The 12269-nt window shown below is 58.1% G+C and carries 11 protein-coding genes; 5 read left to right on the top strand and 6 right to left on the bottom strand.

Translation table 11 applies throughout. From position 1 onward, the window contains the following. Window positions 1-50: 50 nt before the first annotated feature. The 5 genes from FBR45_RS11025 to FBR45_RS11005 all read left to right on the top strand — a co-directional run bounded on the left by FBR45_RS11025 (window position 51) and on the right by FBR45_RS11005 (window position 4558). Window positions 51-977, top strand: a complete 927-nt coding sequence (locus tag FBR45_RS11025; RefSeq protein ID WP_138502255.1) for a Nif3-like dinuclear metal center hexameric protein — start codon at window positions 51-53, stop codon at window positions 975-977. Window positions 978-1302: 325 nt separating this feature from the next. Next, complete coding sequence (locus FBR45_RS11020) at window positions 1303-1932, top strand: hypothetical protein (RefSeq protein ID WP_138502253.1); 630 nt, start codon at window positions 1303-1305, stop codon at window positions 1930-1932. Between the two features lie 40 nt (window positions 1933-1972). Further along, a complete protein-coding gene (locus FBR45_RS11015; RefSeq protein ID WP_138502251.1) occupies window positions 1973-2278 on the top strand; it encodes a winged helix-turn-helix domain-containing protein in 306 nt (101 codons plus the stop codon). 57 nt (window positions 2279-2335) lie between these two features. After that, window positions 2336-3580 (top strand): hypothetical protein, encoded by a 1245-nt coding sequence (locus tag FBR45_RS11010; protein WP_138502249.1) that lies wholly within the window; start codon window positions 2336-2338, stop codon window positions 3578-3580. 237 nt (window positions 3581-3817) lie between these two features. Beyond that, entirely contained in the window at window positions 3818-4558 is a 741-nt protein-coding gene (locus FBR45_RS11005) for a 3-oxoacyl-ACP reductase family protein (protein ID WP_212748624.1), read from the top strand. Window positions 4559-4589: 31 nt separating this feature from the next. Here FBR45_RS11005 and FBR45_RS11000 read toward each other — a convergent pair whose 3' ends face one another. From FBR45_RS11000 to FBR45_RS10975, 6 genes are all read right to left on the bottom strand, one after another. Continuing rightward, window positions 4590-6950 carry an outer membrane protein assembly factor BamB family protein gene (locus FBR45_RS11000; protein ID WP_138502245.1) on the bottom strand — a complete coding sequence of 787 codons (2361 nt, stop codon included), beginning with the start codon at window positions 6948-6950 and terminating at the stop codon, window positions 4590-4592. A gap of 81 nt (window positions 6951-7031) precedes the next feature. Continuing rightward, a complete protein-coding gene (locus FBR45_RS10995; protein ID WP_138502243.1) occupies window positions 7032-7412 on the bottom strand; it encodes a cupin domain-containing protein in 381 nt (126 codons plus the stop codon). Next, a complete protein-coding gene (locus tag FBR45_RS10990; protein WP_212748623.1) occupies window positions 7409-9505 on the bottom strand; it encodes a transketolase C-terminal domain-containing protein in 2097 nt (698 codons plus the stop codon). The genes FBR45_RS10995 and FBR45_RS10990 overlap by 4 nt, the downstream gene beginning before the upstream one ends. 79 nt (window positions 9506-9584) lie before the next feature. Continuing rightward, on the bottom strand, window positions 9585-10340 hold the full coding sequence (locus FBR45_RS10985; RefSeq protein ID WP_138502241.1) for an SDR family NAD(P)-dependent oxidoreductase: 756 nt from the start codon (window positions 10338-10340) through the stop codon (window positions 9585-9587). Window positions 10341-10366: 26 nt separating this feature from the next. Further along, window positions 10367-11443, bottom strand: coding sequence for a zinc-dependent alcohol dehydrogenase (locus FBR45_RS10980; RefSeq protein ID WP_138502239.1), 1077 nt, complete (start codon window positions 11441-11443; stop codon window positions 10367-10369). Between the two features lie 18 nt (window positions 11444-11461). After that, window positions 11462-12250: a cyclase family protein gene (locus FBR45_RS10975; RefSeq protein ID WP_138502237.1), complete on the bottom strand. Its 789-nt coding sequence runs from the start codon at window positions 12248-12250 to the stop codon at window positions 11462-11464. Window positions 12251-12269: the final 19 nt, after the last annotated feature.

Below are 12269 nucleotides of genomic sequence, written 5' to 3'. Positions count from 1 at the left end.
GAAAGTATGTTCAATTTCTATACTACTTTAGTCTACTACACCCCTACCCCATGAATCTCCCCAACGAACCGGGTCTCCCGAACCGACGAACCTTCCTGACCAGCGTTACGGCGCTGGCAGCAACGCCACTTCTGTCGGCTTTACCACGCGTCAGCCCGGCTCATTCGCCCGGTCAAACCAACGCAGCTTATACCGTTCAGCAGGTTATTGATCTCATTTTGCGGGAGATTCCGGGGGCGCCCTTCGCCAAAACGGTCGATCAGCTGCGGGTCGGTAGTCCCGACCAGCCGGTAACGGGTATCGTTACGACCATGTTTCCCACCCTGGAGGTCATCGAGAAGACGGTGAAAGCCGGCGCTAACTTCATTATTGCCCACGAAACCCCGTTTTACAACAACGAAGATCAGACCGACTGGCTGCAGCAGGACGATGCCTATCGGTACAAAGTAGACCTGCTGACGAAGCACAAGATTGCCCTGTGGCGATTCCATGACTACTGGCACGCCCACAAACCCGACGGTATCCTGTTCGGTAACCTGCTCAGGCTCGGCTGGGACAAACTCTACGACAGCGCAAATCCCCGCATCATTACCCTGCCCCAGGCCATACCTCTGCGGTCGATCGTTCAGCAGGTGAAACAAAAGCTGGATATCCCCTCCGTACGGGTGGTGGGCCGGTTGCAACAGCCTTGCCGCAGTCTGTACCTGGCGTTTGGCTATATGGACAGCAAGCGTCAGATAGCCGCCATTCAGGAATACAAACCGGATGTGATCCTGAGCGGTGAAACCAGAGAATGGGAAACGGTGGAGCGGGTCAGAGACGGCCTGTTGATGGGCCAGAAAACATCGCTGGTCGTGCTTAGCCACGCCGTCAGCGAAGAAGCCGGCATGGCCTACGCAGCCAGCTGGCTGACGCCCAAACTGGCGGGCCTGCGGGTTACCCACATACCCAGCGGAAGCCCGTTTCAGTTACTCTGACTGCCTGACCGGGAGTTAACAACCTACTGACCACATACTGGCGAGCCGGTTATAGTTGCGCCCACGCCCGTTTGCTGACCGGTCATTGGCGGGTTTTGCCTTGAAAGCACCATCTATCAGTCCATACCGAATAACGTCCCTGCCAAGTCTGCCCCAACGGTGTCTGATGGCCTAAGAACCCTCAGATAAAACTCAGCGCGCGATGGCGCTGGGCGGGTTCTGACGGTGCCGCGCCTACTGGCCTACGGGTCATAACTGTTTTTTTTTTCGGGCTCATGTTGCACGACAAAAAATACTATTAACTTTGAACCACAAAGTACTTTATATGGCACAGCATCAAGAGCAACTCGCAGCTTTGCAGGAGATCCGCAGCCTGATGGAACGCTCCTCGCGCTTCACGTCCCTGAGTGGGTTCTCCGGCATTATAGTCGGTCTGCTGGCCCTGGTCGGGCTGGGCGTCGTATACGGAATCCTGAACCAGCAGTACGTATCCTATTCGGCTGTCTGTCAGGGTCAGCTTCCGGCAGCAACCGGCCCGCTTCTGATGCTGACGGCGTTGGCAACGCTGGTGCTGGCCCTTGGCTCGGTAGTCTTTTTCAGCTGGCTGAAGGCGCAGAAAGCCGGACAGTCCGTCTGGCAGCAGCCGGGTCAGCGGGTTTTTGGCAACCTGTTCATTCCGCTGGTCGCGGGCGGGGTGTTTTGCGGGGTTTTGCTCTACCATCAAATTCTTTACCTGATAGCACCGGCGATGCTTATCTTTTACGGACTCGCGCTGATCAACAGCAGCAAGTATACCTTTATTGATATCCGCTACCTGGGCCTGGGGCAAATCGCCCTCGGGTTGCTGGCCAGCTTTCAGGTCGAGTATGGCCTGCTGGCCTGGGGAGCTGGCTTTGGAGGGCTGAACATCCTCTACGGTACGCTGATGTACTACAAGTACGAAAAAGAGCTGTAAAGACCTGTATCAAGCCATCGAACGCCCTGACCAGCAACGTGTGAAGGAGTATATAAACCATATCAACAAAGACTTCGAGAGTCGGTTCCGGCTGGGCATCATGTCGGTGCTGATGGTCTCAGATCCTGTCAGCTTTACCTTTCTGAGAGAAAGCCTGCACCTGACCGATGGTAACCTCGCCAGCCATTTGCGGGCCCTCGAAGAAGCCGGATATCTGCGGGTCGAGAAGCAGTTTGTGGGGCGTAAGCCGAATACCGTTTACCGGGCCACGCTGGCAGGAACCGAGGCCTTCAGAAGCCACCTGAACGCGCTGGAACGACTAGTTCTGAATACCAAAACCGATTAATTTTTTCCCTTTTAACTTTGAACTACAAAGTACTTTATCATTTCATTCATTATCGACATGCGTGACGAAATCCTGTTGAACCTGCAGAATCCCGGCCAGCTTGAGAAGTTGTACCGGGCCAACAAACCAACTTTCAAAACGGCCTTTAACAGCCTGTATCCCCAGTTGCCGAACAACCCTGTGGCCGAGAGCTGGTACCACCGACTCAACTACGGTCAGGACGAGTCTGTCTGGGGCACTCGCAATGACCGCATCGTTGTGGTTGGAGCGTCGCTACTGGCGGCCTTGCTGGCCAAGCTGCCGCCCCTGCTGTCGCTGGATATGGAGTTCTTTTACACCCGCAACATAGGCTTCATCGTTTTCCCTATTCTGATGGCCTATTTTGGCTGGAAAAACAACCTTTCCCGCCAGACCGGGCTGTGGCTTGCCGGGCTCGTTCTGATTGCCATCGGGTTCATCAATGCACTGCCTCAAACCAACACCAGCGACACCCTGATTCTGGCCTGTATCCATTTGCCCCTATGGCTCTGGTCGCTGCTGGGGTTCACCTTTGGCGGGGGGCGGTTAACGAGCGGAATCAACTGGCTGGGTTTTCTGCGATATAACGGAGAGCTGGCCGTGATGATCGCCCTGCTGCTGATTACCGGCGGGCTAACCACGGGGCTAACCATTGGGCTGTTCAAGTTGATCGGGTGGGACATCGAGCGGATGTACTTCGAGTACGTGGTCGTTTGCGGATTGGCTGCCGTACCAATCGTGGCTACGTTTATCACCCAGTCTCAGCCGGCTCTGGTCGGCCGGGTTTCGCCCGTGATTGCGAACCTGTTCAGCCCCGTTGCGCTGGTTATGCTGGTGGTTTATCTGGTGGCTACGGTTGTCTCGGGCAAAGACCCGTATCACGATCGGGAGTTTCTTCTTCTCTTCAACGCGCTACTGATCGGCGTTATGGCGCTGATTTTCTTTTCGGTAGCCGAGGCCACACCCGCCAGCAAGAGCCCGGCTCAGCTTCTTATTCTCTTTCTGCTGTCGGCGGTGACCATCCTCGTAAACGGCATCGCCCTGTCGGCGGTCCTGTTCCGGATTGCCGAATGGGGCGTAACACCGAACCGGATCGCCGTACTGGGCGCCAACCTGCTCATGATTACCCATCTGATTTATGTCGCGTTCAGGCTCCTTGGCGCCGTAACCCGCCGGACCGACCTCTCGCTGGTAGGTCAGTCGATGGGCCTATTTCTGCCAATCTACAGCCTATGGACCGGCATCGTGACCTTCCTGTTTCCGCTGCTCTTCGGGTTTAAATAAGACATCGACCCGGCCAGGTGCCACAGACACTTCCCTGACGGTCACAGGCTCCGTGGCCGTCAGGAAAACTTATATCCGATCGGCCAGAAAATAAATAAGGACGCCTATGCCGATCAATATCCAGCCGATTAGTCGTAACGTTCGGTTCCTGTTATAGGGATTCATCATCAATCTGTATCGCCTGCTACCCTCTTTTTTATTCGGAAGCAGGCCATGCTGTCAAGCCGAACATCTATCGTGAAAGACCAACCCTTACTTGATAAAATAGCCCTGGTTACCGGGGCATCCCGGGGAATCGGGCAGGAAATAGCCCTGCGTCTGGCATCGGCGGGAGCCACGGTGGTTGTCAATTACAAAAGCAGCCGACAGGAAGCCGAATCGATTGCCTCGCGAATCACGGCAGCCGGCGGCAAAGCACTGGCCCTCCGGGCCGACGTATCGGACGAGACCGACGTGCGGAATCTTTTTGACCAGATCAGCGACCAGGCTGGCCCCGTAACCATTCTGGTCAACAACGCAGGCATCAACCCGACCAGGCCGTTGCTGGACCTGACCCTGGCCGATTTTCAGCAGTCGCTGACGGTTAACCTCACCTCGGCTTTCCTGACAACTCAGGCGGCCCTGCCAGCCATGATTGAGCAGCGTTTTGGCCGCATCATCAACATCTCCTCGGTAGCGGCTCAGCTGGGGGGCGTGGTGGGTCCCCATTACGCAGCAGCCAAAGCCGGTATGCTTGGCCTGACGCATGCCTATGCGGGGATGCTGGCCCAGTACGGGGGCATAACCGCCAACACCATAGCCCCCGCCCTGATTGAGACCGACATGATCAAAAACAACCCCGCCATCAAACCCACGATCATCCCGCTGGGGCGCTTTGGCCAGCCCGATGAAATTGCGGACGTGGCGCTGCTGCTGGCCACCAATGGCTACATAAACGGGCAAACCATCAATGTCAATGGCGGCTGGTACATGAGCTAGTACTGTTACGGGACTAGTCTTTCGGGCAGCGTCAGGGCAGCGAAAACACGACATACCCGCCCTGGGGAGCCGATGTGGCGTCGTCGGGGCGCCCTTCGGCCCGGCCCCACCGGAGCGGGGTGGTAGCGGGCACCACCAGATACTGCCGTCCGTTCACCGCGTACATCGACGGTAGCCCTTCGGTTCCGGTGGGTAGCTGCCCGGCCCATAGCTCCTTACCAGTGTCAGCGTCCAGCGCGTAGATCTTTCCATCCCGGGCCGTACAGAAAAGCAGTCCGGTCGAGGTGACGATCATCCCGTGGCGCTGTGAACGCAGCAGACCCGTGTTTTCTGTGGCGCCCTGTTCGGCCACCTCTTTGTCGCGGCCGATGGGTATTCGCCATTTGATGACGCCTTCGTTGAGGTCATACGCAATGATAGACGACCAGGGCGGGCTGATAATATAGGGCGAGCCAAGGCCCCAGCCCGGCGGAACGAAGTAGCGGGTTTTAGGAGCGCTGGCACCCGCCGGGTAGGGTGCCCCGTACGAGTTGAACCCCATCCGGGAAGCCGCCCGGGCCGATTCGGCAATGTCACGCAGTTGCTGCCCACCCGGTGCTCCGCCCGAGGCAACGACTGGTCCGCTGAGCGGTTCGAGCTTGCGGTTCCCACCCGGCCGGGCCATACGCGGATCGCCACCAGTCTGGCTGGTCAGAAACGTGTATAGCTTGCGGAGGGTGCTTTCGTCGAGGTGCGGAAAAGCGGGCATCTCCCCTTTCCCGGCCACTACGACCTGCTGAAACTTGTCAAAGTTGAGTCTCGTCGCCACATCCAGCAACTGCGGCCCCACCAGCCCCTTCCGGTCGGCGCCGTGGCAAACCTGGCAGTTTTTGGTATACAGCTCCTGCCCCATCTCGGTCAGCGCCACCGATGCCGACTCATCCTGCCCAGGTAAATCCCGCTTTTCTATCTTGCCGTATACCGAAGGCCAGTCGATACTACGCACGTATACCAGGCCCCGGGCGGGGTTGGCGGCTGTACTCCCCCAACTGGCTCCGCCTACGGCACCCGGTATTGACAGGGTTTCGCGGGTCATAGACAGGGGCGTATACAGGCCCGTACCCATGCTGTCGATGCGCTGCTTCCAGTCGGCCCGTTCCTTGTCGGTGAGCAGGTAGGGGTTAAGGTCTTTGGCGGTCATGTTCTGCCGGCCAAATGGGGGCAGCACCGTTGGGTAGGGCTGCGTAGGCCACGACTGCTCACCGGGAACCGTACTGGCCGGCACCGGGCGCTCTTCGATGGGCCAGAGTGGTTCGCCGGTTACCCGGTTAAACGCGAACAGAAATCCGTTTTTGCCGGCAACGGCCACCGCATCGATTCGTTTGCCTTTGTGAGTTACGGTGATCAGCTGCGGAGCCGCCGACAGGTCATAGTCCCAGAGGTCATGGTGAACCAGCTGAAAATGCCACAACCGTTTGCCGGTGCGGGTATCCAGGGCCAGAATGCAGTTACCATACAGGTTACTGCCAATGCGGTCGCCCCCGTAGTAGTCGTAGGTGGGCGAACCCAGCGGGAAGTAGGCAATGTGTCGTTTGGCATCGACGGATATTTCGCCCCAGGTATTGACGCCCCCGATGTATGTATAGGCGTCTTTGGGCCAGGTATCGTAACCATACTCACCCGGATGGGGAATGGTATGGAACGTCCAGGCGCGTTTGCCCGTAACGACATTAAAGGCTCGCAGATGCCCCGGCGACGAAATGTAGTTTTCGCCCGTAGCCGAGCCCAGCAGGATCAGATCGTCCACTATCTTGCCGGGCGTACCGGACTGAACCCGAACAATCGTTTTGGGGTCGCGCCCGAGTCCTTCGCGCAGATCGACCAGGCCGTTCTGGCCGAAGCTCAGGATCGATTTGCCGGTGCTGGCGTCGATGGCCTGGAGGTAATTGTTCATCTGGAATAGCAACCGCCGGTCTTTACCATCTTTGCTCTGCCAGTAGTTGATGCCCCGGATAGCCATACCCTGGAGATGGGCATGAATCCAGATTTCCTTACCCGTTGTTGCATCCAGCGCCACCAGCGAATTATCCTTGGCCAGCACGTACATGGTATTGCCGACAATGAGGGGATTGAACTGGTAAACGTTCTTATCGTTTGTCGGATAAAACCAGGCGACTTTGAGCTGGCTGACGTTGGCTTTGGTGATGCCGGTCAGGGCCACAAACTTCGACTGGTCGGGGCCACCGCCATAGTCTTTCCAGGTTGTGTGCTGGTCATCCGGCTCGTCGGCCGCGGTAAAGGGCAAGTCCTGCCGGGTTAGCAACGCGCTACAGGCCACCCAGGCGATCAGTAACAACCCACACCAGATCACAGGCTGGTATGGTACTCGTATTTTTGATGAAAACGTTTTCATGAGTTAGGGGCAGTTAGGTACCTTTCGGAGCAAGGGGCACGCGGTAGGGAAGCAGCGGAACCGGGTCGTTCCGGGGCGTGGTCAATCCGGAAAATCGACAGCCTCGAACATCTGGTAATTATCTATACTGGTAGCGGGGGCAAAAAAGCAGATCACCTTCATCTCCACATCGCCGGTGTTTTTGAGCATGTGGACTTTGCCCTGCTCGAAGAGAATGGCCGACCCCGCCCGCACGCTGCCGACCTCGCTCTCGATCATTACTTTTCCCGAGCCGCTGATGATGTAGATCAGCTCTTCGCTGTTGGGATGCGAGTGGGCGGGTCGTACGGCTTCGCCCGGCAGTACCCGAATGACGCATACCGACAGGTTCTGAGCGGGCAGTGAATCGTCGCTGGCCAGCCAGCGCATGAATCGTCCCGGATGTTCGTTTTCCGGTACGTCGTCTTCGTGAAGTATGGTCATTGGGATACGTGGTTTAGGATATCTGCGATTCGGTGACTCAGGTGTTCGGCATCCAGCCCGTAATGAGCTGCCAGCTCGGTATACGTACCCGAATGGATGTAGTGGAGGCCTTCGCGGCTGGCCGTATTGATGGGGTACAGGCGCTGGGTGTTCAGCTCGGACTCGCGCTCGAAGAGCACCTTTCTGAAGTTGGTCCAGAGGTAGCCGTTGTTCTGCTCGGCAATAAAGACAGGGGTTCCGGCGCGGTACAGGGCCACGATGGTGTCGGGATCAATCGACGGCATGTCGACTACGTTAACAGCCAGACCCTTACCAGCCAGTGCATCGGCCGCGTCGAGGGCTTCGTAAACGCCACGACCGCTCGTGACAATGGTTGCCCGGGCCGCATCGGTCTGCCTTACCGGATAGGCCCGGCCAAACTCGAACTGGAAATCCGCTTCATACAGGGCCGACGCTGGCGCCCGCAGCGTGCGCATGTACACGATTCCCTTGTTGCCTTCGGCAATCCATTTCAGCACGCCGAGCAGTTGCTGCGGGCAGGACACGTTGATAATCCTGACGTAGGCGGCTTCGTTGAGCAGCAGCGCGTCATCGTTCCCCATGTGCGTGGCTCCATTCGACTGGGTTTCCAGATCGGCCGCCGTAGCCACCATGGTCAGGTCGATACCGTGGCCTTCGGATAGCCAGCCACCGGCCGCAATTACCTCCAGCCGTTCCTGATGTCCCACGGCAATCCGGCGGAGTACTTTCCAGTCGTAGAACGGGCAGAACGTGCTGATCCAGGCGTTAGCACCCAGTATGGCAAAGGCTTCGCCAATCAGCATCATGTTGGCCTCGGCCACGCCCACGTTCAGCGCCCGGCCTTTATCGACAAAGCCAACCCCGGCCTGCAACCCGCTGGTCGACGCCAGATCCGAGTCGACGGACACGACCCGCTCGTCCTGAGCGAAGGCGTTCATGGCCTGCTCGATTACCTTGTGCGCCCCGTAGGCTTTCCCTTTTTCGAGCTTGGGCAGCCGTTGCGGATCGTACTGCACCCGTTTGTCGCGGACCGGCGCTTTTCGGGGTTTCACCGAGGCTGGTACTGACGCCACGCCCACCACCCGGCCTTCTGCCTGAGTCAGCGTAAACCCCATGGCCAGGGCCTGCTTCCCGAGCAGGGAGACGATATCGACCGAGGACTCATCGGCCGATAGCTGGTCGAAAAACTGACAGAATTCCCGCTCGGCAGCCACCCGTCGCTGGGTCTGCATCCCCGACTCCTGCCGCAGCAGATCATCAGCAATGGACACCTTATGGTTGGTCATGTACTCCGAAAAACCGCCGTAGCCCTTTGTTGACTTGCAGATAATTACCGTGGGCCGACCATCGCGCGGGCCGTACTTAAACGCCTGCAGGGCCGCGTAAACGGTATGGTACTTGGTGGCATCGACCTCCAGCACCCGCCAGCCAAAGGAAGCGAAACTACCGGCCAGCCCCTGGTACGGAAAGTGAAGCACATTGACCGTATCCAGCTGACCGCCGTTGTTATCGACCAGCACGCAGAGGTTATCCAGTCGCTTGAACCCGGCATACATTACGCTTTCCCAGATCGACCCTTCCTGCAGTTCGCCGTCGCCGGTTACGGCATACACGTCGAACCGGGGCGATCGCTGACCGGCGATGGCGAAGCCCTGCGCCACGCCCATTCCCTGCCCCATAGGACCGGTAGCCACGTGAACACCCGGCAGCAGCGGACCGGGGTGACCATTGAGCAGGCTGGTGATCGAACGTGAATTATCCAGCATGGCCGGATCGATGTAGCCCAGGTCGGCATAGATCGACGCCAGGGTGGCTACGGCATGCCCCTTGCTGAGCACAAACATATCCTGATCCGGGGCCGTCGGTTCTTCGATATTGAGGTCGATAATACCCCCGTAGAACAGGCTGACCATGGGGATCGTAGCGGAAAAGGCGCCCCCGATATGAATCGCCTTATCCACCGCATGAGCACACTGATACAGGCTCAGTAACCGGATATCCGCGTCCTTAATGGCCAATAGCTGGACAATGCCCCGGTCGGCCAGGGCTTTCTTGTCTTCCAGATAAATCAAGGTAATAAGTTGGTTAGTAAGTCCTCAGAACGGTTTACAACGTGTTGGCACCTGCCAGCGCAGACGCGCGGTTCTCCCGCTACAAAATAGACCAGCCGCCATCGACAAAGTAGGTGGCCCCCGTCACGAACGAAGCCTCGTCCGACGCCAGAAAATACATGACGTTGGCCACCTCGGCGGGTTTGCCCATGCGGTTCAGCACACTCTTTGCGTTCAGAAACTGTTCGGTACCCGCCGGATCGGGTGAGTCGTTGATCGACCCGCGCAGCAGCGGGGTGTCGATGGCTCCCGGCGCTACGCAGTTGACCCGGATCTGCTCGCTGGCCAGGTCGTAGGCCATGCTCCGCGTCAGGGTGTCGATGGCCCCTTTGGATGATGAATATGCCGCCCGTTCGCCTACAGCCCTGTAGCCCAGAATGGATCCGGTGTTGATCACATTGCCCCCACCCTGCTCGATCATCATCGGTACAAAGGCGTTGCTCATGTAATAAATGCCTTTGAGGTTGATATCGTAGGTGCGGCTCCAGTCGGCCTCGCTGCACTGTAGAATACTACCCCGAATTTCGAGTCCGGCATTGTTGATCAGCACATCGGCCCGGCCAAACCGCTCGCGGGTTTGCTGAGCCGCCTGCTTCACCTGCTCGTTATCCGATATGTCGCACTGGCAGAACAGGGCCTCAACGCCCATCTCACGGATCTGTTGTTTAGCCTGTTCGCCCTTCTGCGCGTCGATGTCGATCAGTACGATGTTGTACCCGTTGCTGGCAAACTTAACCCCTGCGGCCAGCCCCAGTCCCGATGCGCCCCCACTAACAACCATGACTTTCCTACTCATATAGCTCGTTGTTAAAATCGTCTGTGTTAATTCATTCCATTGGGCTTCGTCGCTACCTTGATAGCGCCGTCTTTCCGGTTTTCGTAGGTATCCAGCGCGGTTCTGAAATCGGTCAGTGCGTAGCGGTGGGTCATCAGCGGACTCAGGTCGATCCGGTTGTTGATCAGCAGCTCGATCGTTGGCTGGGCCGTATTCGGGTTGGCGCGGTTGCCGACCAGTTCGACTTCATCCAGTACCATCCGCTTGATGGGGATCGACGGGTCTGCGTGCGGAATCCCGATCACCGACACCACGCCCCCTTTGGCAGCGGCCAGACAGGCCTGGGTCAGCGACTGCGCCGTACCCGCGCACTCCAGCACCGCCGGAACGCCCCGCCCGCTGGTCAGCTCGCGTACGGTCGTGACGACGTCGCCCTCTTTGTAATCGATCGGTATAGCGCCCAGCTCCTGCGCTTTGGCGAGCCGCTCACCGCTGCCGGCCGCGTATATACGGGCTGCCCCCAGCGCCTTCGCACAGAGGACGGCCATGAGCCCCTGCGGGCCGGTACCGATGATCAGGATGTCATCGCCGGGCTGCATACGCGACCGCTTCACGGTATACAGCGCAATGCTGAGCGGGTCTACGCAGGCCGCATACTCCAGCGACATGGCATCCGGAATTTTAAAGATGCTTTTCACGGACGTACGCATGTACTGCGCATAAGCCCCCGGCGTATAATGGCCGTACTGCCGGTGCCCCCGCTCTTCGTGGCCGTAGTTGAGGCAGATGTTGTAGCGACCTTTCAGGCACATCTCACAGTAGCCGCAGCCGCAATGCGAAATACCACACACCCGGTCGCCCTCGCGCCAGCCCAGGCTGGCCGCCCGGGGGCCGGTTTGCACCACGGTTCCTGACCATTCGTGACCGGGTATGAACGGAAACCTGGTAGGCCAGAAGTTAGGGAAGTCGCCCGCTACGATATGCGGATCGGTACCGCAGATATAGGTTGTGTCAACCTGGCAGATCACTTCGTCGGTATCCGGCACTGGCACCGGCACGGTCTCTATAGCAAAATCGCGGACACCGTTGAGAACCAGCGCATCCATGTATTGAGGTAAACTCATAATCAATCGATTAGCTTTTTATAGTTGAGATTCGGGCACGATAGCGACGCCCCGGAACGGCGAGCCGGAACCCCCTTTAATTTTGAGCGGCAGGCCCACGAACCAGAACGAATGGGCAGGAATCAGGTCGACCTGCGCCAGGTTTTCGATGTTCAGGATTTCGCGTTCGCGGCATACGATATGGGCAGGCTGCTCCCTGACAACGGCCACTTCATGATGGCTGTCGATACTGGGCGCGTCGGCCCCTACGCTGATGGCGCCCAGGTCGTTGAGGTATTCGATGGCGCTACGATCGAGGCCGGGGTAGCCCCGGATGTAGTCGAACGGCTGTTTCCACTTTTTGTACCAGCCCGTATGGTAGAGCACCACCGACTGGGGTTTAATCGTAACCCCGGTTTTGTCCAGAGCCTCGTCAATATCGGCCCGGGTGATGTAGCTGGCCGGCTCCTTATGCGAAAAGTCGAACCAGACGCCGGGGGCCATGAACCACTCCAGCGGCAGCTGATCAACGGAGCGCGCGTCGGGTTCGTTGACCACGTGGTTGATGGCATCGACGTGGGTATTGGAATGGTCGCAGAGGGTGAACCCGACTACCTTGTACGAATAAGGTGGTTTGGTGAGTCCCATCTTCTGGGTTTCTTCGTGCGACAGGTGATTCCAGATCAGGGTGCGCTGGTGACCGATGAAGGTAGGGTCTTCGGTACTGATGGTGTGGCTGAGGTCCGTTACGACACAGTCGATGCCCAGAAAGTTGATCCGGGTCTGGAGGCTGAAAGGCGGGCAGAAGGCTTTTTGCAAGGTTGACATACGTTTTGATTCGCTAAGG

This window comes from Spirosoma lacussanchae (genome assembly GCF_005870035.1).
Taxonomy (GTDB): Bacteria; Bacteroidota; Bacteroidia; order Cytophagales; family Spirosomataceae; genus Spirosoma; species Spirosoma lacussanchae.
Note: the sequence above shows the minus strand (reverse complement) of the source record. Positions and strands in the feature narration are given on the sequence as shown.